Origin of the sequence: Rahnella sp. BCC 1045 (assembly GCF_019049615.1) — a bacterium.
In the GTDB taxonomy this organism is placed as follows: Bacteria; Pseudomonadota; Gammaproteobacteria; order Enterobacterales; family Enterobacteriaceae; genus Rahnella; species Rahnella contaminans.
The window spans coordinates 1-22,298 of sequence record NZ_JAFMOZ010000135.1 but is presented as its reverse complement, the minus strand read 5'-3'; the positions used below and the strand labels follow the sequence as shown (position 1 = coordinate 22,298).

At 50.1% G+C, this 22,298-nt stretch carries 16 protein-coding genes; 8 read left to right on the top strand and 8 right to left on the bottom strand.

The window, feature by feature from the left end; genetic code table 11:
- Window positions 1–9 precede the first annotated feature (9 nt).
- Window positions 10–699, bottom strand: coding sequence for an RNA chaperone ProQ (proQ, locus tag J1782_RS17495; protein WP_152325679.1), 690 nt, complete (start codon window positions 697–699; stop codon window positions 10–12).
- Between the two features lie 95 nt (window positions 700–794).
- Complete coding sequence (locus tag J1782_RS17490; protein WP_152325678.1) at window positions 795–1,292, bottom strand: GAF domain-containing protein; 498 nt, start codon at window positions 1,290–1,292, stop codon at window positions 795–797.
- 257 nt (window positions 1,293–1,549) lie between these two features.
- Between J1782_RS17490 and yebS the strand changes: the two genes are divergently transcribed.
- The 5 genes from yebS to J1782_RS17465 all read left to right on the top strand — a co-directional run bounded on the left by yebS (window position 1,550) and on the right by J1782_RS17465 (window position 9,549).
- Window positions 1,550–2,797, top strand: a complete 1,248-nt coding sequence (yebS, locus tag J1782_RS17485) for a membrane integrity lipid transport subunit YebS (RefSeq protein WP_152325677.1) — start codon at window positions 1,550–1,552, stop codon at window positions 2,795–2,797.
- Window positions 2,766–5,396 carry a PqiB family protein gene (locus tag J1782_RS17480; protein WP_217153615.1) on the top strand — a complete coding sequence of 877 codons (2,631 nt, stop codon included), beginning with the start codon at window positions 2,766–2,768 and terminating at the stop codon, window positions 5,394–5,396. Before yebS ends, J1782_RS17480 begins: the two co-directional genes overlap by 32 nt.
- A gap of 83 nt (window positions 5,397–5,479) precedes the next feature.
- Entirely contained in the window at window positions 5,480–7,006 is a 1,527-nt protein-coding gene (gene rsmF / locus J1782_RS17475; RefSeq protein WP_165056873.1) for a 16S rRNA (cytosine(1407)-C(5))-methyltransferase RsmF, read from the top strand.
- 362 nt (window positions 7,007–7,368) lie between these two features.
- On the top strand, window positions 7,369–9,090 hold the full coding sequence (locus J1782_RS17470; RefSeq protein WP_152325674.1) for a diguanylate cyclase: 1,722 nt from the start codon (window positions 7,369–7,371) through the stop codon (window positions 9,088–9,090).
- Between the two features lie 216 nt (window positions 9,091–9,306).
- Window positions 9,307–9,549, top strand: a complete 243-nt coding sequence (locus J1782_RS17465; protein WP_152325673.1) for a YebV family protein — start codon at window positions 9,307–9,309, stop codon at window positions 9,547–9,549.
- A gap of 43 nt (window positions 9,550–9,592) precedes the next feature.
- On the opposite strand, the gene J1782_RS17460 is transcribed toward J1782_RS17465, so the two are convergent.
- From J1782_RS17460 to J1782_RS17445, 4 genes are all read right to left on the bottom strand, one after another.
- Window positions 9,593–10,243 carry a C39 family peptidase gene (locus J1782_RS17460; protein WP_152325672.1) on the bottom strand — a complete coding sequence of 217 codons (651 nt, stop codon included), beginning with the start codon at window positions 10,241–10,243 and terminating at the stop codon, window positions 9,593–9,595.
- Between the two features lie 93 nt (window positions 10,244–10,336).
- Entirely contained in the window at window positions 10,337–10,729 is a 393-nt protein-coding gene (locus tag J1782_RS17455) for an ASCH domain-containing protein (RefSeq protein WP_165056871.1), read from the bottom strand.
- A gap of 96 nt (window positions 10,730–10,825) precedes the next feature.
- Window positions 10,826–13,666: a WG repeat-containing protein gene (locus tag J1782_RS17450; RefSeq protein ID WP_217153614.1), complete on the bottom strand. Its 2,841-nt coding sequence runs from the start codon at window positions 13,664–13,666 to the stop codon at window positions 10,826–10,828.
- Window positions 13,666–16,428, bottom strand: a complete 2,763-nt coding sequence (locus J1782_RS17445; RefSeq protein WP_217153613.1) for a WG repeat-containing protein — start codon at window positions 16,426–16,428, stop codon at window positions 13,666–13,668. Before J1782_RS17445 ends, J1782_RS17450 begins: the two co-directional genes overlap by 1 nt.
- A 516-nt stretch (window positions 16,429–16,944) precedes the next feature.
- Here J1782_RS17445 and J1782_RS17440 point away from each other — a divergent pair.
- Both J1782_RS17440 and J1782_RS17435 read left to right on the top strand, forming a co-directional pair.
- Window positions 16,945–17,202 (top strand): DUF1883 domain-containing protein, encoded by a 258-nt coding sequence (locus tag J1782_RS17440; RefSeq protein ID WP_152325668.1) that lies wholly within the window; start codon window positions 16,945–16,947, stop codon window positions 17,200–17,202.
- A gap of 362 nt (window positions 17,203–17,564) precedes the next feature.
- Entirely contained in the window at window positions 17,565–18,746 is a 1,182-nt protein-coding gene (locus J1782_RS17435; protein WP_217153612.1) for a M20 aminoacylase family protein, read from the top strand.
- Here the strand turns inward: J1782_RS17435 and J1782_RS17430 are convergent, their stop codons facing one another.
- Together J1782_RS17430 and adhP are read right to left on the bottom strand one after the other, a co-directional pair.
- On the bottom strand, window positions 18,747–19,445 hold the full coding sequence (locus J1782_RS17430; RefSeq protein WP_217153611.1) for an extensin family protein: 699 nt from the start codon (window positions 19,443–19,445) through the stop codon (window positions 18,747–18,749). It lies immediately after the preceding gene.
- 361 nt (window positions 19,446–19,806) lie between these two features.
- Window positions 19,807–20,820, bottom strand: a complete 1,014-nt coding sequence (gene adhP / locus J1782_RS17425; protein ID WP_217153610.1) for an alcohol dehydrogenase AdhP — start codon at window positions 20,818–20,820, stop codon at window positions 19,807–19,809.
- Between the two features lie 262 nt (window positions 20,821–21,082).
- On the opposite strand from adhP, the gene J1782_RS17420 reads away from it, so the two are divergent.
- Complete coding sequence (locus tag J1782_RS17420; RefSeq protein WP_217153640.1) at window positions 21,083–21,691, top strand: phosphatase PAP2 family protein; 609 nt, start codon at window positions 21,083–21,085, stop codon at window positions 21,689–21,691.
- Window positions 21,692–22,298: the final 607 nt, after the last annotated feature.

Here is a 22,298-nt window from a genome sequence, read left to right as displayed (position 1 = left end):
GCCTCCGTATCAGAACTGCAAGTGTTCTGCGCGCACAATCATCGCCAGACCCGAAGAGAGCTGAACGCGAACACCGTCTTTGGCAATTTCCAAAACGGTTGCATCCATCGCACTCTGTCCTGCTCTGACTTTGATTTCCTGGCCAATTTGCAGTTTTGAAATGTCTGTTACTGGCACCTGACGCGGTTCACGTTTTTCCTCACGCGGTGGGCGAGGTGAACGTGGTTTGCGATTTTCCTGACCAGCCACAGCTGCGGGCGCATTTTCACGACGCGGCGCAGGTTTTTTAGCGGCCGGACGTGGACGACGTGGCTCAGTGGTTTCACCGGCTTCACGACGTTTAGCCTGTTGTTCTGCACGTTGTGCCTGAACGCGGGCTTTTGCTTCTTCCAACTGTTTACGGGCATGTTCGACGTGCTGCTCTTCGAGAACGCCACATGAATTACCATCAAGGTCAACGCGTTCTGCGCCAACTTTAACGCCATACAGATAGCGCCAGCTTGAGGTATACAGACGCAGAGCAGAGCGTAACTGAGTTTTGCTCAGATTCTCTTCACCTTGCACGCGCTCGACCAAATCCGCAAAGATACCGATCTTTAATGGGCGTGCTTCGCCTTCGGCGGTAAAACAGAGCGGGAACCGCTCAGCCAAAAAGGCGATGACTTCTTTACTACTGTTCAACTTAGGTTGATTTTCCATGAAATTTCCTGATTACAACGGGTTTGCCAACCGGCGCAGGCATGAACAGGCGCCATTATAATGACGCCATTATTAAATGCCACGTTATCCGACGATCAACTTACGATCAGATTGACATATTTTTCAGCATCGCAGTTTTCGAGATGCTGGCAAAGCCCGCTGACTAACTCTGTCAGCCCCTGTTCATCGGCTTCATCGAAGCGCTGATAAACGGTGCTATCAATGTCTAATACGCCAATAACTGTGCCTTTCACCGTGATGGGAAGGACAATTTCGGCATTACTTGCAGCGTCACAGGCGATGTGGCCCGGGAAGGCATGAACATCACCAACACGCTGTACGGCATTTTCTGCAACAGCGGTACCGCAGACGCCTTTCCCTACCGGAATACGCACGCAGGCAATTTTACCCTGGAATGGCCCCAGCACCAGTGATGTGCCATCCATCAGATAAAAACCTACCCAATTCACGCCGTCAAGACGCTCAAAAAGTAAGGCACTGGCGTTCGACAGAGTCGCAATAAAATTGTTTTCTCCGGCGATCAACGCGCTCAAATCACGTTTTAATTCCGTGTAGAATGCTTCTTTATTCATGTAGTAACCAATAATAACCTAAGGGCACTGAGCCGTTCTGGTGTGCTTAACCTCTATAAAATAAGCATTAAATGCCCATATGAACAAGGTTAATCCTGTGTGACATCAAAAAGACTCACCTACAATAACTGTTTGCCGACCGCATAATACGTTATTTTGTCAAAAAAACCTGGCTGATATTGGCTCAATGGCCTCGCCTGACCCCTAAGGGGGATGCGTAATTGTAACAACAGGTATTCTTTACTATTCCAGGTACTATGAAAATACACACAATTTCAGCCCAGCTACCGCATATTCGCTACCAGCGGTGCAGTGAATGTGACTACCTTTTTGCGCTTCCCGCACTGTTGCGGACGCAAACGGCGCACTGTCCGCGTTGTAACGCCAAAGTCGAAAAGGGTCGGGTTTGTTCCCTGCCGCGTCTGATCACGATTGCCATCAGCATTTTGCTGCTGATGCCGTTTGCCTATACCGAGCCCCTTATCAGCATCCGCCTTCTGGGCACGCGTATTGACGCCAGTCTGCTGGAAGGAATCTGGCAAATGTCGCGTCAGGGTGATCCGGTCACCGCCAGTATGGTCGCGTTTTGCACTATCGGTGCGCCGCTGACGCTGGCGCTCTCCATTCTTTACCTGCATTTTGGCAGCAAACTGGGCATGAACCTGAAACCCGTGCTGCTGATGCTCGACCGCCTGAAAGACTGGGTAATGCTCGATATCTATCTGATTGGCATGGCCGTCGCCAGTATTAAGGTCAAAGAGTATGCCGACATCAATGTCGGCATTGCGCTGGCGGCGTACCTGATGATGACCGTCATGGTCACGCTGACGATGATTAACCTGAATATCGAACAGCTGTGGGAAGAGTTTTATCCGCAGCGTCAGCCCAAAGGCGTGCCCTCTTCGCTGCGCTTGTGTCTGGCCTGCAAATTTACCGGACAACCGGATGAACGGGGCCGTTGCCCACGTTGTCATGTACCAATGCGGCTGCGTTATAAACACAGTTTGCAAAAAACCTGGGCGGCGCTTATTGCAGCAATCATCTTCCTGATCCCTGCGAACCTGCTGCCGATTTCGATTATTTATGCCAACGGACAACAGCTCAAAGACACCATTTTCTCCGGCGTCGTGTCGCTAGCCACGTCAGGCAACGTACCGATTGCCGCCATCGTGTTTATCGCCAGCGTTCTGGTACCTTTCACAAAAGTTATCGTGATGCTGACGTTACTGATCAGCATCCATTTCAAAGCGATTCAGGGATTGAAAACGCGTATTCGCCTCTTACGGCTGGTGACCTGGATCGGACGCTGGTCTATGCTCGATTTGTTTGTAATTTCATTGATGATGTCGCTGGTAAATCGTGACCAGCTTTTGTCATTTACAATGGGACCGGCTGCCTTTTACTTTGGCTCTGCCGTGATCCTCACCATTCTTGCCGTTGAATGGCTTGATAGCCGCTTGATTTGGGATGCACATGCAACAGGAAACGCCGAATACACCGACTGAAGCACGGATAAAACACAGGCGCCGGATTTCACCCTTCTGGCTTCTGCCGTTTATTGCTTTACTGATTGCCGGATGGCTCATTTACAGCAACTACGAGGAGCGCGGGACGACTGTCACAATCGATTTCCAGTCAGCAGCGGGCATCGTTGCGGGCCGTACGCCTGTGCGTTATCAGGGCGTTGAAGTCGGGTCGGTCGAATCCATCAGCCTGAGCAAAGATCTGCGCACCATTCAGGTAAAAGTCAGCATTAAAAGCGATCTGTCTGACGCGTTGCGCGAAGGCACTCAGTTCTGGCTGGTGACGCCGAAAGCATCGCTGGCGGGCGTGTCCGGCCTTGATGCCCTGGTTGGCGGTAACTACATTGGCATGATGCCAGGGCCCGGAAAAGAAAAAGACCACTTTGTCGCGCTGGATACGCAACCTAAATTCCGCCTCAATACCGGCGAACTAATGGTGCATCTGCACGCCAAAGACCTGGGCTCTCTGAGCACCGGTTCACTGGTGTATTACCGTAAAATCCCGATCGGCAAAGTTTACGATTACGACATCGAAAGCGGCAACAACGGTGTGACGATTGATTTACTGATCGACAAACGCTTTGCCAGTCTGGTCAAAGACAACACCCGGTTCTGGAATGTTTCCGGCTTTAAAGGCGATTTCAGCCTGAGCGGTGCAAAAGTTCAGATGGAAAGTCTGGCAGCGCTGGTTAACGGTGCGATCTCGATGGATTCTCCGGACGACGGAAAACCCGCCAAGGCCGACCAGTCTTACGTGCTTTACCCTGATCTGGCGCAAAGCCAGCGCGGCGTTGAAATCGACCTGGATTTGCCAAATGGCAATGGACTGTCCGAAGGCCAGACACCGCTGATGTATCAGGGTTTGCAGGTCGGGACGCTGACAAAAATCACCTTGCAGCCCGATAACAAAGTCACCGGCAAACTGACCGTCGACCCTTCTGTGCTGGATATGATGCGCACCGGGACGCGCATCGAAATGAACAGCCCGAAACTCAGCCTGAATAATGCCAATATCAGCCAGTTGCTGACCGGCAATACGCTGGAACTGATCCCGGGCGACGGCGATGCGCAGAAGCGTTTTACCGTCCTCGACAGCAACCAGCGTCTGCTTCAGGATCCGGCCACCAGCAGAATTCAGCTGGTCGCGCCGCAAAGTTATGGCATTGATGCGGGCCAGCCAATCAAACTGTATGGCATTACTGTTGGTCAGATCATCGACCGCACACTGACTGATGAAGGCATCTTGTTTAATGCCGCTATCAAGCCGGAATACAAAAACTTACTGCATAAAGACAGCAAGTTTGTGGTGAACAGCCGCGTTGATGTGAAGCTGGGTATCGATGGTATGGAAGTGCTGGGCGCCAGCGCGCAGGAATGGGTAGATGGCGGCATCCGCATTATTCCGGGCGGAAAAGGCGAACCCGCGCAAAAATATCCGCTGTACAGCAATGCGGAAAAAGCCGCTGAAGGCATTCAGGGTGATCAACCAGGTGCGACGCTGACGCTGACGGCAAAAAGCCTGCCAGACATTCAAGCCGGTTCCGTGGTGCTTTACCGTAAATTCCAGGTGGGCCAGATTGTTAACGTGCGCCCGAAAGCCAACGAGTTTGACGTGGATGTCTACATCCTGCCCCAATACCGCAACCTGCTGACCGAAAAAACTATTTTCTGGGCAGAAGGCGGAGCCAAAGTTCAGCTGAACGGCAGCGGGCTGACCGTTCAGGCATCGCCGCTGGATCGCGCACTGAAAGGAGCGATCAGCTTCGATAACTTTGAAGGCGTGCTGACCAGCAAAGGCACCAAGCGTATTCTTTATGATTCCGAAACCTCCGCACGCGCCGTGGGCAGCCAGATCACGCTCAATACCTACGATGCCAGCAAACTTTCCGCGGGCATGCCAATCCGTTATCTGGGGATTACCATCGGCCAGGTAGAATCCCTGAAACTGGATCCTCAGCTCAATCAGGTTTCCGCCAAAGCCGTGCTGTATCCGGAATACGTCGACAATTTTGCCCGCCGTGGCACACGTTTCTCAATCGTTTCGCCGGAGATTTCGGCCGGTGGTGTCAGCAATCTTGATACCTTACTTCAGCCGTACATCAACGTTGAAGCCGGTAAAGGCGTTCCTGCGCGTAACTTTGATTTGCAGGAATCCACGATTACCGATTCGCGTTACACCGACGGTCTGGGCATTGTGGTTGATGCAGCAGAAGTCGGCTCACTGCAAATCGGCACGCCGGTGCTGTTCCGCGGCATTGAAGTGGGTACGGTTTCAGGCTTCTATCTGGGCGCGATGGCTGACCGCGTGAACGTGACATTGCGCGTCAGTAAAAAGTACCAGTATCTGGTACGTGAAAACTCCGTGTTCTGGCTGGCCTCCGGCTATGATTTACAGTTCGGTCTTACCGGGGGTGTATTTAAAAGCGGAACATTCCAGCAGTTCATCCGCGGCGGTATTGCCTTCGCAACGCCGCCGACCACACCGCTGGCACCAAAAGCCGCCAACGGCAACCACTTCCTGCTCAATCCGGAAGCGCCGAAAGACTGGCAAAAATGGGGAACGGCGATCCCAAGGAATTAACTATCCCGCGCTTTCAGAGGCCACCTTCAGGTGGCCTTTTCATTGCATTCGGCCAACACCCACGCCTTCATCTGCCGGCAAATATGCTAAACTCCGCGGCAGAAAATACCTTCAGTACTGGAACCCAACTCTTGTCAAAGCTCACCACTGCCAGCGATTTCGCTGATAAATTACCTGCCGCCTTTCTGGATGCGACGCGCGCAATCATGCCAGCCAGCCTGACCATGGAAGATTTTATTGCGATATGCCAGCGCCCTCTGCGCCCAAGTCTGCGGGTCAATACCCTGAAAATCAGCGTGACTGATTTTCTCGAAATGGCGTCAGGATTTCAGTGGGATTTAGAGCCAGTGCCCTGGTGCGCAGAAGGCTTTTGGATCAACCGTCACGCCCTGGATGATTCACGCTTAGGTAACGCGCTGGCCCATCTCGCCGGGCTTTTTTACATTCAGGAAGCCAGTTCCATGCTCCCCGTCACAGCCCTGTTTGCACACGACACACAACCTGCGCTGGTGATGGACGTTGCTGCTGCACCGGGCTCAAAAACGACGCAGATTGCCGCACAGATGGAAAACCGCGGGGGCATCGTTGCCAATGAATATTCCGCCAGCCGCGTGAAAGTGCTGCATGCCAACATCAGCCGCTGCGGCGTGAGCAATACCGCACTGACCCATTTCGACGGGCGCGTGTTCGGTGCCGCGTTACCCGAAACGTTCGATGCAATTCTGCTGGATGCGCCCTGCTCCGGTGAAGGCGTGATTCGAAAAGATCCCGATGCCATGAGCAACTGGTCAGAAGCCAGCGTGGCTGAAATTGCCACCACGCAACGCGAGCTTATCGACAGCGCATTTCACGCCTTAAAGCCAGGCGGCGTTCTGGTGTATTCCACCTGCACGCTCAATGCGCAGGAAAATCAGCAGGTTTGCCAGTGGCTGCTGGAGACCTACGCCGGTGCGGTGGAAACAGAATCTCTGGAAGATTTATTCGATGGTGCGCAAAAAGCGGTGACACAGGAAGGTTATCTCCACGTATTCCCGCAGATTTATGACAGCGAAGGTTTCTTCGTTGCTCGTTTTCGTAAAACAGACTCTGTACCGCGTTTGCCGGTTCCCGGATATAAAGTTGGCCGCTTCCCGTTCACGCCACTTTCACGTCAGGACAGCGCGGAAATAATCAAAGCCGCCGCCAGCTCCGGGCTTTCATGGCCTGAAAAACAATACACATTGTGGCAGCGCGACAAAGAAATCTGGATCTTCCCTGCCGTGCTGGAACACTTATTCGGCAAGGTCAGATTTTCGCGTATTGGCGTCCGCCTGGCTGAACGCTTTCCAAAAGGTTTCCGCTGGCAGCATGAAGCCGTTGTTGCTTTCAGCGTTAATGACGCCAGCAACCGGTTTGAAATTAATGATGAACTGGCACAGAACTGGTTGCGCGGCGTCGATATTTATCCTGAAAACACGCCGGTGACGGATGAATGTCTGGTGACCTGGTCAAATCAGCCGCTAGGGCTGGCAAAAAAAATCGGCAGCCGGATTAAAAATAGCCTGCCCCGCGAACTGGTCAGGGACGGGGCAACGCGGCACCAGACGTTTTCGAACGATAAATTAATTTAACTCTTTTCGTAATTTTCTGTGCCACAGGATCCTCCTGTTGGCGCAGAAAATTCTAATAATCCTTTCTTAAATTCGATAAAAAATAAGTCTGCTATGCTTTTAACCCGATTCTGCTCCGGTACATTTTTAGGTGAAATCAAGGTGACAAACTGCATGGAACAAATGACTGTGAAAAATTTTGTGCTACATATATTGGATATCCTTTTATTTTATCCATATAGGTTAATGGAATTATAAGTAGGAATAATCCTAGCCTGACATGTATTATTGCCCTCAAGATAACATTGCCAGTGATATATCATTTTTAGATATAAATCATAGTGCCTGATGTTGAGTAAAGACCTGCCAGTCGGAGAAGTATCATGTCGGATGAAATGAAACTCGAATCAGCAGATGGCCTGCTGTTACAGCAAATGGCCAGTCTGCGGGATATTATCGATAACAATTCTGACTGGATCTGGGAAGTCGATGCACAAGGACGTTACGTCTTTTCCTCAAATAAATGCATCGAGTTTCTTGGCATTCCGCCCGAACAAGTTTTAGGCAAAACGCCTTTTGACTTCATGCCGCCTGACGAAGCCAAACGCGTGGGTGAGCAGTTCGCTGCGATTGTTGAACGCCGCGCCCCTTTTGGCGGATTACTTAACCGTAATATCCGCCCGGATGGCAGCGAAGTTATTCTCGAAACCAGCGGTGTTCCGCTGTTTGATAACGACGGCAATTTCCGTGGCTATCGTGGCATCGACCGTAATCTGACCAGTCTGGATCAGGCTCCCGGACAGCGTCTTTTCCAGCTCGAAACCATTTATTCCAACGCCCCTGTTGGCCTGTGCTTTATCGATCTGCAAATGCGTTATGTCACCGTTAATGATGCGATGGCCAATATCATTGGTCTGCAACCGTACGAAGCGATTGGCCGCAAAATCGGGGTTTTCCTGCCCGGCCTTTCACCTTTGCTCAATAACGCACTGGAGATGGCGCAGCGTAACGAAACGACGCCCGACCGTGAATTTTCAGTTCCCGGTAAAAATCAGGTTTTCTTCGTACGCATAAAAGCGGCTTACGACGCACAAAATCAGCTGAACGGGCTTTCTGTGGCAATGACAGATATCACCAGCCTCAAGCGTATGGAACGGGCACTGCGCGAAAGCCAGGAGCATTACCGCAACATGGTGGAGCTGAACCCGCAAATCCCATGGACCGCTGACCCGCGCGGCATGCTCAATGACGTCAGCTCGCGTTTTCAACGTATCACCGGCATGACGCGTCAGGATATTCTGGCAGATAAATGGATCCAGAGTATGCATGTTGAAGACCGCCGGGCCGCGGTTCAGACCTGGGAACAATGCCTTAAAACCGGCGCGCCTCTGGATATCGAAGTTCGCTTCTGCCACGTTGACCGCGGCTGGAACTGGATGCGTATCCGCGCGGCGGCCAGTTATGCGACGGACGGCTCAATTCAGCGCTGGTACGGCACCGCTGAAGACGTTCACGAACGCAAATTGCTGGAACTGAAACTGGTTAAGGCCAACCGTCGCCTGGAAATTCAGGCCCGTACCGATTCACTGACCAAACTGCCAAACCGTCGCGAATTTAAAAAAGTGCTCAGTCACGAATATATGCGCGCCAAACGTAACCGTACACCGCTGACGGTCGTTATGATCGACATCGATTATTTCAAACATTTCAACGACCACTACGGCCATCTTTCGGGCGATGCCTGCCTGCGTCTTGTGGCAAGAACATTGCGGAAATCGCTGAAACGCAGCACCGATGTGGTCACCCGTTTTGGCGGTGAAGAATTTGCCGCTATTTTACCGGATACTGATTTGAAAGGTGCATGGATTGTCGCCCAGCACATTATGGAATCGATCGAAACGCTGGGCATCAAACACAGCTTCAGCGAGTTTAACCGCGTGACCATCAGCCAGGGCATTGCAACTTACCGGCCAGATCAGGACCCGGATATCGAAGATCAGTCAGACATTGTCAGCGCGGCGGACGAAGCGTTGTATCTTTCCAAAAATAATGGCCGTAATCAGATCAACGCAATGCCGGTTTCCATCAGATTTAATCCACTCTGAAAGCAAATCAAAGGGGCCAATTCGATTATCAAACACCGGCTCCTTATTCCTTTCCTTCCGAACTTTGGTTTTCCCTCTAAAAATTCGTTTCTTCGCTGCCATGAAAAAAATCCAGTGGCACTTTTTGTGCTGTCGACTATTCTGAGATCAGGGCGACCAACTGGTCGTACCTGATGTTACTGAAATCACTGGCGTCATCCTGGCAAGGAGTACCTGATGGGAAAATCGAGTATCAGAATTGGCAGTTATGAAATTGACGATGCACATCTCTCTACGCCTGAGGCAAAAGGCGGCGATAAAGTGCATATTCCGTGCAAATCAGACCCTGATTTGTGTATGCAACTTGATGCGTGGGATGATCACACCAGCGTCCCGGCGGTTGTCGATGGCCGTCATTCTGTGTTGTATAAAGAGAAGTACGATAAGCAGAAAGATGAGTGGATCATGCGACTGGAGTAACACTGCATGGCGAACGGAATTGTGTTCGCCATGCCGCTTGCGGTCAGTTACTGTCAGACACCAGAGCTATTCCGCGCCCGGCAAAAAAGCGGGCAAAAGTTTCAACCGGCAGAGTGACATCCTGCTGCGAGGAAATATCGTGACCCGACGGGTTATGGAAGGTCACAGATCCGACATCAGCGCGCGTGACCAGAACCAGATGTCCGCCCTTAGCCGGCGGAACAGATTCAGGGATACGAATCGACGGATGCACCGAAGCAATGAAAAACCGGTGAACATCGAGCTGTGAAGCAATATCTTGCGCAGAAATATTCACTTTGACCTGTGCGCTCAGCCCTAACTCCTGACGGACGTACTCTACAAACGGCGCGTAAATCAGCCCTTTAATATTATTCCCTTCACGGACATAAGCGCCGTACGTCTGGCTGCGCCGGGTCAGTTCGAGAATGGGTACGACAGTTCCGGAAACTGCCGCCAGCACCATTTTCAGGCAACACATTCCGCAGACATGATTGGCCCATTCGATAAATTCTTCCTGAGAAGCCGCGCCAGACTGACGCCAGAGGCGGATATCGCTGAGCGCAATATCACCGGCGATAATGCCCGCAGCGCAGGACGGATCTTCCCACTGGCTGAAATACGGTATTCGGGAAAGGGGTGAAAACGTATGAGGATTTACTGAATTGGCGGACATGACTCATTCCCGAACGACAGATCAACAACATCAGGTAGATCTTATGCCTTGAGGTTTTTGGCCTGATTTTCCTTCTCAGGCCACATGATAAAGTTAGAACTTTTCGATCATCCGGAACTTCATGAGCAACAGAGGCATCGTCGGTTCAAACATTTCATACTCTTCGAAGAAACGCTGGTGTTCCTTACGCCAGTAAGCCAGCGTGCGGTCACCTTCACCTTCTTCCCAGGCATGCTGCTCTGTTACCTGATCAAACGGAACCTGTTTCACTTCGGTCAGTTGTACCGCACAAACCGGGTTGTTGCGGCCGTCGACCACAACGAACACTTCGCCCGGCTCAGGTTCAGGATCATCATCGAGATTTGAGCAGGTCGCTGTTTTGGTACCGGCCATGACACGTTTGGCCAGTTCATCTGCTGACGATTCAGTATCACCAAAAGACCAGCGTTCTGCGTCCCTGTATTTAAGCGGGATCTGCGGGATCATAATTTATCCTTTCAATTGAGATAGTTCACTGCCATTACAGTTAAACATTAGCACAAAAAAACCCGCCGCAGCGGGTTTTGAACGCAAGCATCAGGCTCAGGGTTTGCAATTATCCGGCATTTTCTGTGGCCACTGGCGCGAACTGCCCGCGCCGTATAAAACAGAAATGCCGCACTCTTTATTCAACCGCGCGAGTGGCTTGCCTGTCTTATCGATCATCATCGACATTGCGGGCGTCGAGACAATCGCAACCCCCCCGTCAAACGGTGAAACTGCGCTATAAACAGGCGCGATCACGTAGTTACCCTGCGCATCTACAAAACCGTAGGTAGTATCCGTTTTAGCGAACGCCAGACCGTCATGAGGCAAACCGAGATCGGCGTAAGAGACAGCATCAGCGGCTTTCCCCTGCCCGTCAATCCAGGTTTTTGTACCATCAGCACGTGTCAGAACAGCATGTCCGTCAACCATACGGCTGGCGAAACCTGCCACAGTCAGAACCAGTTTGCCGGTATTATCGACATAGCGGGTTGCGACCTCACTGTTTTGCGGATCATAAGAAACAGACAACGTACTCCCCAAAGGCAGGTTCCATGTCCCTTCAGGCATCGCGGCGACACGCGTCCCTTTGTCGTCAATCAGCTCAAATCCTGCAGTTGTAGAACGTAATGCGCGACCCTGTGCAAAGGCGGAGCCCCGGGTATCGATAGCGGGTTGGATCTGCCAGTCACCCTGCGCCGACAAATAACCTTCCTGCGGCTGGCGGGATAGTTTCACCCAGTCGCCCAGTGCGCTGATTCGGGTTTGCTGCTCGTGAAGCTGAATATTGCCTTTGGCGTCCAGAAGCCAGGATTGCCCGGCGGCAGACGTTGCCAGAATGCGCCCATCACTAAACTGATTTACCGCCAGACCGGCCGTCGGCGCAATCCGGGTTTTCGTATCATTGCCAATGATTTCTGCAATCACACGGGACTCTGGCTGATCGTCCGTTGCCGGTTGTGTCAGCAGCCATAAAGCAGAATTGATGCGCTTAACTTTGGCGTATTTAGCTTCCACCATCGTTTTACCCTGACCGTCGAGGATCCCCCAAAGGCCTTTTGGCGTCTGAACGGCAACCTGATTGTTGGCATAATCACCCACATCCTGGTAGGAAGGCTGAATGACCATTTTCTGGTTAATGGCATCGTAAATTCCCCACAATGCCCCTTCAGCTGCCGTTTCGTGGTAACGGAACCAGCCGTTACCGACCGACTCCAGATCAAACACATCCGGCAAATTATAATGCTTGCCGGCGTGGTCGAGCGCCGTCAGCTTTCCATCCAGATAATCCAGCGCATAGCCTTTTACAAACGGAGATATGTTGTCTTCTGTCAGAGGAATAACCACTTTCCCTTGCGCATCAATCACGCCGGTGCCATCAGCCGTTCTGACAATAAATTGCCCGATATCTTCGCTGCTGTCCGCTGATTCAATATCCTGCCATTTGTTATCAATTTGCAGAGAACCGTCCGGTTTCAGGAAACCAGCACCTGTTTTGCTGGTTCCTGCCTCAGGGCGGATAAGAGCCAATGGCGACTGCGTGGTAACGTGGTCATCGCCAGCATTGAGCGGTTCAATCCGGCTATTTTCAAGCGCACTGATCGTCTTCGGGTTCAGCAACGCCTTTCCGGTCGAATCAACAACATTCACGACATCGCCCTGATCATTACGCAGCCACAGACGGTGATTGATCACTTCCGCACTGGAAATTTGCGCCAGCCAGCCGACATTCTGAGCACCACCAATCATTCCGCCTGAAGGTGCAATTATCGCGTTCACTTTTTTCTGCTCACCGCGGGTGGTCACCAGAAACTCACCGGTAGTCTGCCCCCACGGCTCGCTGGCGGCAGGCAATGTCAGAGGTTGTTTACGGCCGGGAACAAATACGATGAGATTTTCTTTCGAAGTCGGGTTAAGGACATAGTCCCCCGAAACCCGCAGAGCGGCGGCATCAGAATCGCTAAACGTTGCAATCACAACGGCGGAGTTATCCAGTAACTTCACACCATCAGCCGTTTTCGCCAGCCAGAAAGCACCGGTTTCTTCACTGACTGACAAGTACTTTTGCTCATCCTGAACGCCGTCTGCACGAATTAACGTAATTCCGTCGGAATTTTTCGCGAGTGCCACTGCCGGATTACGCGGATCAAGCGTAATGGCGGCATACTGTGGTGCAATGCGCCAGCCCAGATTTTCATCCACGATGCCATAACCTTTGCTGGCATCGAAGGCGATGAACAATCCCTGAGTCCCAAAAGGTTCCGCAACTTCCATTTTGTCTGTTGCTACATGGCGAACACCATCTGGGGAAAGCAGCACGCTGTTAAACGACAGCTGCAAACGGGCGGGGAGGCCATTACTCAGAATGGCCTCGTCCACTAAATCATCCAGCGCTTTTCCAACCTGCGCGCCTTTGCGATCGATAATCTGCGACTTCCCGGCCACTGTCACAACGGCTAAACCGGATTCAGTAAAAGGTTGTACCGCATCGAAACCAGGCTGAATCAGCCAGTTCCCGGTAGTATCAATAAACCCCCACTTCCCCTGTTGTTTAGCGGCTGCAACGCCGTAATGATAATCACCGACATCTTCAAAGACAGGTTTTATAACCAGTTGCCCTTGATTATCCAGAAAGCCCCAGCGCTCTCTGGCTGCGTCAGCAGCCGGTAAAAGCACAGCCGCGCGCCCTTCATGAACATCACGGATACACAAGTTTTGAACAGCTGGCAACGCGTTACGCCGTTGTACATCGTTTTGCGAAGCTGGCAACGGAGCAAAACAACCGGAAGGTTCAGCCGCATTTGCAGAAGCTGTCAGCGTCAATAAGGCCAGTGCGCTGCTGGTGTTCAATGCGCAAAGAAGTGCTTTCCGTAGCCTTGAAGGTTTGCTGACAATCATTAGTTACTCCCGGTACCGCATGAAGGCGCTTTTGCAGGCCAGAGATAAGCGCCTTTTGCGTCCACGATTACGCGCTGATTACAACGCACCTGAATTTTCGCCTGAACGGCACCTTCCGCGTTCAGCAAGCTGACGACACCTTTGCCGCCCGCCCATGCGTGTTTTTCGCTGAAATTATCGGCCCAATCGAATTTAGGCAAGATAGCGAAACGGCCGGTCGTGCTGATATAACCAAAGAGGTTGCCGTAAGTCGATTTCTTCATGGCTGTGGCAAAGTTATTATTCATTGCGCCAACCTGATCAAAATAAGAACCGATCAGTTTCTTACCTTGTTGATCAACGAAACCATAAAGCCCTTTGCTGTCGCGTAACGGGATTACACCGGCACTGGCTTTATCTGCCTGCAAGCTGTCGAGCCCGGCGAAACGTTGGATCTCATTGCCGTCATTGTCATACAGCACCGTTTCGCCGGTTACATCATCATTCATAGTCAGTCGCATCAGTGAATTCAGTGGTTGAGCTTGCTCGAAACCATCCAGCGGAACAGCACCGTGATCGTTTATTAGCGTGGTATGCCCGTCACTGACGGCACGGCTCCAGTTCAAAGGCGAAATGAAATTGAATTCTTCGGTGTAAAAAGGCTGAATCTGCCAATTACCCTGCGCATTAATGGCACCAAAGTGAGGAGAGAAACTGAGCATTACCCAGTCGCCCTGCACTGAGCTTGATGAAGCTGCAATGGCTTTGCTGACTGGATAGCGGCCAGCGCTGTCTAACAGCGCGACGCCCCCTTCGGAAGGCTGGACCAGCCAGTGCCCCTGCCCGACTGATTGTGGTCTTGCCAGCAGGTCTTCGGCAATAGCCTGACCGCTGTTTGCGCTGTACAGGCTGAAATGACTCGAAAGATCACTGCGTTCGCCCGGCTGATCGTTATCAGACAGGGTGAAAACGCCCTGGCCAATATACTGGAATTTCCCGCTACGGCTTGGATCCGGCGCAATTGCCCATACACCGTTGGTGCCGATAACACCCCATCCGGCATCGGCTTTCGCCAGAGCGAACCCCTCATTGAAGGATTCGATTTGAGTAAACTGAGGGGCTGCTTTAACGCTCTTGCTCGCAATATCCCATAAGCCCCAGCGACGGGCATCATTAACGCCTTCGGTGTAATACAACAAACCGCCGGAAAGACGCTGGGCGTTTTGCAAGATATCCGATGGCACATCCGTTACGCTGCCATTGCGGTCTATTAAGCGTTTGGTATCGGTATTATTACTGTTTTCGACAGCCCAGGTGTAGTCACCGGAAAACGCGCTGATCTGCTGATAAACCGGCTGAATAACCCATTTGCCCGCGCCGTCTACCGCACCCACTTTTTGGGTTTGCGTATGGACAATCAGCGGAGCCTGAGACGCATCGCCATCGATAGCAGCCCACTGAGGATCCGAAAGAACGTTGCCCTGCGAGGTCAGGATTGCCGGTGGTTTTGTGGTGTCTGCAGGCGCCAGAGCCGCCCATGGCAGTGTGTGCGCTACATCCGCAGTGACTTCCGGCAATGTGGCGATATCATCGGTCAGTACAGACGTACCCAATGGCTTCACCTGATAATCTTTCAGCGCAGCGAGTGTGGCATCATTGAGTAATGCAACGCCATTGTTGTCATAAACCTGTACTACCTGCGGTGCTTTCCCTTCAGTTTGCATGACCCAAAGGCGGTTGCCCTGTTGCAGGAACTGAGGTTTATTCACTTTCAGGGAAACAACCTGGTTATCGGCCCCAACGATGACAATACCTTTGCTGCCCGTAGCCAGCGTTGCCTTACCCCAGACGATAATATTTTCGGACTGATCGGCAGGAATATCCTGCACTTTTTCCAGTTTGCTGCTGAGCAACTGCCTGGAATTATCGTTGCCGGTAACCAGCCAGTTACCGGAAGAGAGAGGACGTACAGATTTATACTGTTCTTTATTTAATGAAACGCCCTGACGATCAACGAAACTCCACCCGTTTTTGATTTTGACAGCAACCACGTCGCCGCTAAGCTGAGGCTCATCGCGCGCTTTCAGGATCATCGGGTCAATTGCCCATTCACCGTTTTCGTCCAGATACCCCCAGTAACCGTCATTTGCGGAATCACGCTTTTTAGCGGGGATAAGCCCGGACTGCGGCAGATCGAGCGCCATCACATCGTCAGGCAGAGAAAGGGAGCGATCGGTTGCAGCATTCCACAGCGTAGGGGAAACCTGAGTTTGGACGCTTGCCAGCGCCTGTCCGCCCGCAAAACCATGGGTGTCGAGAGAAACAGCAAACGGCAGAGTTTTCACAATGGCACCTTTGCGGTCAATTAATGCCAGACGGTTATCCGTGACGACCAGCGCAGTACCCTGTGCATTGAAATCGGTTGCGCGGGTAAAACGCGGCTCAATGACCCAGTGGCCTTTCTTATCGATGTAACCGTATTGATCACCTTTTTTAACAACGGCGAGATCATGAACAAATCCGCGCGCGTCGCTGAAATCAGGTTTGATTGCCATGTGCCCGGTGGTATCAAGATAGCCCCATAGTGGCTCACGTGATAAGCCTACCTGAACAGCCGAAAACCCCTGTTGAAAAGGTAACTGGCAGTCTTTGGCCGTTTTTGCATTGCCACATGCCCGTAACTGCGAGTCATCCGCGTGTACCGGCAGGCTAAAAGTCGCATTCAGAACCAGGGCTAATGCGCTGAAGTTTCTGAAATATTTGAATTTTTCGGAGCAAATCATCCGATGCCCTTATAACTGGAGAAAATAAGAAAGTGTAGCGCACGTTTTTTTCATCACCCGCATTGTGCGCGTGTGAGACGGTAAAAAATCCGATAATAATCAATTTCAAGCGCACGCACATGCTATACACCTATAGGGTGTCAGCTTGTGAAAGAAAAAGCAGCTAATTTATTACCCTGTAACGAATGAATACACTTCATCACTGCATAGAAAGATAATCTCTGGATGTTAGCATCCAATTGAATTTCTCACCGGACATTAACCGCGTACCTACATTCACCCTGCATTGTTAAAAGTATGGTCATTTTCATTTACAGCTGCATGACTGACGAATAATTAATCTTCAGAAGAGTCTTACAAGTTTTGATTAAAGTCATTATTCCCCCTGCTTTACTCTGGTTTTATAGGTTAAAGAGCGTTATGTGACCAAAATCACTCCTGGTCTGGGTGACGTAAAACCTGGCAGTGTTCGGTTACAGCGTATTTCAGGTGCTTTATCTTCATTGGGGGAAAGTCATGCCTATCGTTCGAGCCAGACTCAGTCTGTTTGGTGGCGACACAGTCGTCATTCGTTGTTCAGAAAAATGCCACATCCATCTGATGTGTGAAAATGATATTGAGCGAAATGGACGCCACTCAGGTTTCGGCGATATTTTGACGGTTAACGATCAAAATACGGCCTATGTTGGCATCCCTTATAAAGGGATCTGGAATGTACTTATCGATTCCCAGTGCGATTCTCTGGAGCATTCCATTAGCTATATGCCCGCTTAATCCTCTTTATCTCCTCTCAGACACCTTCATTATCTTGAGACGTCATATCAGGCGGATGCATAGCATTTGCCTGATATTTTTTAAAATCTGTCTGTGCCGGTACAAACAAATACAACGGTATAGATGTGGCGTCGGAGCGTCCAGAGTCAAAATCATTAATTGCGCAACATCTCGTAAAAACTTTAGCTTTTTACATCAATTACATACCGTGATTGAATTGAACATTCCATAATTTCAAAAATCCAGTTTTCTCACTGATTAATTGATTGCCAGCCGGGTTCTCGCATTGCATTCTGTTCCCTGTAATGACGCGGCACCGGTCTTAAGGCCGGATATCTTCCTGGCAAAAACAGATCCTCATAATGAATAATAAATCATTTTGCACCATCGCTGACGTGGCCGACCTTGTTCCGGGGCTGCGCGAAGTTCGTCAACACCTGCATCAGAATCCTGAGCTTTCTAATGAAGAATCCGACACTGCTGCTTTAGTCGCTGAGAAGCTGCAGTCTCTGGGGTTTAAAGTCACGTCCGGCGTCGGTGGTCACGGGGTTATCGGTTCAATGACTCTGGGGACGGGTAAACGCAGTATCGGTATCCGTGCTGATATGGACGCCCTGCCTATCACTGAACTGACAGGTGTCAGTTATGCGAGTAAGTCACCGGGGAAAATGCACGCCTGCGGCCACGATGGCCATACCGCCATGCTGCTGGGAGCCGCCGAGCAACTGGCGCGCAGCAAAAATTTCTCAGGCACTGTGAACCTGATTTTCCAACCCGCTGAAGAAATTGGTTTTAACAGTGGCGCAGAACGCATGCTGGCCGAGCAATTGTTCGAGCGTTTTCCCTGTGACGCGGTATACGGCCTGCACAATCACCCCGGTTATCCGGTTGGAAAAATGATGTTCCGTTCAGGCTCGTTTATGGCGGCCTGCGATACGGTAAATATCACGATCCACGGCAAAGGCGGTCATGCTGCGCGCCCTCATATGACCGTCGACCCGATTCTAGTCGCCAGCAGCCTGGTTGTGACGCTCCAATCCATTATTTCCCGGAACATAGATCCCAATGAAACAGCCGTTGTCACCATCGGCTCTTTACATTCAGGGCATGCGGCCAACGTGATCCCAGAAACAGCTCGCCTTGAAATGAGCGTTCGTTCATTTGATGCAGGTGTACGAAAAATACTGGAGGAACGTATTCGCACCCTGGTATCTAACCATGCCGCAGCCTATGGAGCACGTGCTGAGATTGAATATGTACCAGGATATCCGGTGCTGGTTAATCATGATAAAGAAACGGCGTTCGCACTGGAGGTCGCAAAAGAGCTGGTCGGTGAAGAGAATGTGGTCGAAAATCTGGCCCCTATTTCCGGCAGTGAAGATTTTGCGTATTTCCTTCAACAAAAACCCGGCTGCTTCCTGCGCCTTGGGAATGGCGACAGCGCCGTTCTCCATAACCCTGCCTACAACTTTAATGATGAAAGCTTGAGTTTCGGTGCTGCGTACTGGGCACGTCTCGCCGAACGTTATTTAGCCGATGAATAACTAGCGGCAAAAACCAAACAAGCGCATGCCAAAGTGAAAGTGATTGGCATGCGCTGCGTTATATTCGGGTCCGATGGAATTGCCAAAATATCCGCAGCTTTCAGCAAATATGGTATGCATATAGTCCGCTTCCGCGCCCTCCTGAGGCCACTGTTTCAGCACAGTCAAATGCCGTCCATCCATCAGCTGGAATCCGGAAACATCCAGTGCTTCTGCCGTAGCGTGTTCGCTCAAACGGGCATCCGGTTTGTTATACATGTTACGACAGGCATAGCTGCCCAGATGCTCGATACGAATTAACAGCGTTCCCAGTTTTTGCTGCGCCAGCGGTTTTGCGACCTGCGAGACAAACATCGCGCTACTCAGCGCAAGGCGACAACTCGCCAGAAAGCTCGAACTTAAAGCGACACCACCCAATGCCCTAACTCTTACTGGATTATCCAAAGGGCATTTACCGCTCATCTTGCCTGGATTACTGAATATTAATCCGCCATCTTGCTGAACCCTCTCCAGTACCGCCATACAAGCCTGCGGGTTCTTGTCCAGTTTCCACATTTTATAGCGGGTAATTAACGTTGGTGGGTCATTAAGGGCAATTGGCGCGAACGGATTATATTCAGCGGGAATATGACGGTTTATCCACGGACCGTTGATTACAATAATCAGCATAATGACGACAGAACCTAACCAATATTTCATAAAGCTCCTTGTCATGCAGGGCTCTGGTGGCTGTATCTCGCTTGATGGCGCAGAAATGTCAGGGTTGAGTATAACGTTTTATGTAAACCTGTATTGGTGGGAGTTACATGTTGCAGAGTAAACTTACTCTGGTTTGACATAAATCGACATTAGGTTTGTTACCTTTATTCCCGAGGAAGACATTCCTTCTCCTGTGTCCACTATGAACTGTCCTTCATAGTGTGTAAGACCCTCGTAATACCCCTTTCAGCCCGCCCCGAGCGGGCTTTTTTTTATCTGCTGAATCACTGACATTATCACGATGATATGCCATGAGTGACGCCGTAGTATTTCCAGCAGCGCCACTCACATGATGGAAATTTTACTTATGCGTAAAATCGATCACCATTCTGCCTTTAATTTTGCCTTGTTCCATTTCGCGGAAAATAGCATTGATATCACCCAATGGACGTTTAGTGACTTTTGGTACGACTTTACCTTCTGCGGCAAACTGGAATGCTTCCGCCAAATCCTCACGTGTGCCAACCAGCGAACCGACAACCTGAATACCGTCCAGAACCAGACGCGGAATGTTCAGACTCATGGATTCAGGAGGCAACCCCACTGCGACGATACGTCCACCGGCACGCATGGCATCAACGGCAGAATTGAATGCCGATTTCGCTGTAGCCGTGACAACTGCGGCGTGAGCACCCCCCACTTTTTCCTGAATGATTTTTGCAGCATCGTCTTTTAGCATATTGATGGTCAAATCTGCGCCCATTTCGGCAGCAAACTCTAATTGCAGATCGTTCACATCAATTGCAATAACTTTTGCATTAAACACATTCTTAGCATATTGCAACGCCAGATTTCCCAGGCCACCCAATCCATAAATGGCAATCCATTTACCCGGTTGGATACCTGAAACTTTCACAGCTTTATACGTTGTTACGCCTGCGCAAGTCACACTGCTGGCTGCAGCGGATTCCAGACCATCCGGCACTTTCACTGCATAATCTGCTGAAACGATACATTCTTCAGCCATGCCACCGTCCGCGGTATAACCCGCATTCACAGCCTCACGACAGAGTGTTTCATTGCCGGTGGTACAGTACTCGCAATGTCCGCAGCCTTTAAAGAACCAGGCGACGCTCGCGCGATCACCCACTTTCAGCGCAGTCACACCCGGACCAATTTTCTTAACGATACCAATGCCTTCATGGCCAAGGATCACGCCAGTCTTGTCACCAAAATCCCCATTTTTTACATGTAAATCCGTATGACAAACACCACAGCACTCCATCTGTAAAAGTGCTTCACCATGCTCCAATGCACGCAGAGTTTTCTCAACGACATCAACAGAATGGTCTTTATTGACAACAGCAGCTTTCATTTTCCTTTCCTCTCATTGTGGTGGAATATCAAAGTTAAAACTGTCACTCCCTAACTGCAATATAAACAATAATTATTTCAAGTAATACAATAAATTAGGACTGTATTACCAGGTTTACAAAGTGTGTAATCCTGTAAAAATCGGGTTGCAGTCTGAAAATGGAGTGAGAGAAGCTAATCCCTTTTGGTTAAAAACCCTCTGCTGATACACTTTCCGATTGATTCTTTTGAAGAATTTATTATTTATCGTCGAGGGCTACGTCTTGCTTTGGAATATCCTGACCTATTTTGGCGACAGTATGCTCATTTTACCGACCGGAATAACCCTCGCTTTATTTATGCTGTGGAAAGCTGATGGCCCGGCCACGGCATTAATTTGGCTGATTACTCTGGGGATTTCGGGTCTTGCAGTGAGCATTTCAAAACTACTGTTTCTCGCCTGGGGCATTGGCAGCAGTACATTTAATTTTACAGGCTTCAGCGGACATACCACGATGTCTGCCACTTTATGGCCGGTGATGTTCTGGCTGATAAGCCAACGTTTTCAATCTGACAGACGCAGGCTGATGATTGCTGTTGGGTATTTCATTGCCATTATGGTGGGTATCAGCCGGATCGCACTGCATGCTCATTCCGTCAGTGAAGTGATCTCAGGGTTAATCCTCGGCAGTCTTTGCAGCGGAATCTTTTTGTATACACAACGCAGCCGTGACATGCACTATTTCACATTCACTCCATTAGTTATTCTTCTTATTCTTCCTCTGTCCCTGATGAGCTTTGGCAAGAAAGCATCCACGCAGCAATTCATCGAACATATCGCCACGCAAATCACAGGTAAACAACCCTGGACGCGTGCAAAACTGCTTGAATGACTGGCGAAATCCACTGGGAATAGGCTACGGCTAAAAGAGCTCATTTGCAGTTATGGAAAAAGCAGGAAGAGGTGTAACTTACTGATTTAAAAAACAGGCAAAAAAAAGACCGAATACTTTTTAAGTAACATATTATCAATGAGTTACATACAAAATTGGCTATGAATTGGCGATTCAAAGCTAATAAGTAGTAAGAATATTCAAATTGATACCTATTTCGCAAATAGTTGAATAGAAAGAAGCCTGTTCAATTCGTACCAATTCCGAAGAAATCAGATCAAAGTGATGGGCAGCATTTAGGGCATTCGATTTAGATAGTAACGCTCTCAATCCGAGATATGATTTCGAGAGAAAGCACGTTAAAGCTGAATATTTTCCCAAAACAACACGGATTCATCTTTAAGTTCAAGGATTAGGTCGGTAAAGCTCTGCAGTTGACAATCTTTGCCTGTTCTCACAACAGCAAATCTGAAATTCTTCCAGTCTGCTCTATTAATGTGGTGTATGGAATAATTCCGATTTTGTAGATTATTTGGTCGGTAGTAAACACAGCTACTATACAAAAATACTGCTAAGAAAAATGACGAACTCCTTGACTTACTCCAAT

Bases quoted from the DNA above. Each gene is read 5' to 3' on its own strand.
- proQ (WP_152325679.1), bottom strand. From the start codon at position 699: ATGGAAAATCAACCTAAGTTGAACAGTAGTAAAGAAGTCATCGCCTTT.
- J1782_RS17490 (WP_152325678.1), bottom strand. From the start codon at position 1,292: ATGAATAAAGAAGCATTCTACACGGAATTAAAACGTGATTTGAGCGCG.
- yebS (WP_152325677.1), top strand. From the start codon at position 1,550: ATGAAAATACACACAATTTCAGCCCAGCTACCGCATATTCGCTACCAG.
- J1782_RS17480 (WP_217153615.1), top strand. From the start codon at position 2,766: ATGCAACAGGAAACGCCGAATACACCGACTGAAGCACGGATAAAACAC.
- rsmF (WP_165056873.1), top strand. From the start codon at position 5,480: ATGCTAAACTCCGCGGCAGAAAATACCTTCAGTACTGGAACCCAACTC.
- J1782_RS17470 (WP_152325674.1), top strand. From the start codon at position 7,369: ATGTCGGATGAAATGAAACTCGAATCAGCAGATGGCCTGCTGTTACAG.
- J1782_RS17465 (WP_152325673.1), top strand. From the start codon at position 9,307: ATGGGAAAATCGAGTATCAGAATTGGCAGTTATGAAATTGACGATGCA.
- J1782_RS17460 (WP_152325672.1), bottom strand. From the start codon at position 10,243: ATGTCCGCCAATTCAGTAAATCCTCATACGTTTTCACCCCTTTCCCGA.
- J1782_RS17455 (WP_165056871.1), bottom strand. From the start codon at position 10,729: ATGATCCCGCAGATCCCGCTTAAATACAGGGACGCAGAACGCTGGTCT.
- J1782_RS17450 (WP_217153614.1), bottom strand. From the start codon at position 13,666: ATGATTGTCAGCAAACCTTCAAGGCTACGGAAAGCACTTCTTTGCGCA.
- J1782_RS17445 (WP_217153613.1), bottom strand. From the start codon at position 16,428: ATGATTTGCTCCGAAAAATTCAAATATTTCAGAAACTTCAGCGCATTA.
- J1782_RS17440 (WP_152325668.1), top strand. From the start codon at position 16,945: ATGCCTATCGTTCGAGCCAGACTCAGTCTGTTTGGTGGCGACACAGTC.
- J1782_RS17435 (WP_217153612.1), top strand. From the start codon at position 17,565: ATGAATAATAAATCATTTTGCACCATCGCTGACGTGGCCGACCTTGTT.
- J1782_RS17430 (WP_217153611.1), bottom strand. From the start codon at position 19,445: ATGAAATATTGGTTAGGTTCTGTCGTCATTATGCTGATTATTGTAATC.
- adhP (WP_217153610.1), bottom strand. From the start codon at position 20,820: ATGAAAGCTGCTGTTGTCAATAAAGACCATTCTGTTGATGTCGTTGAG.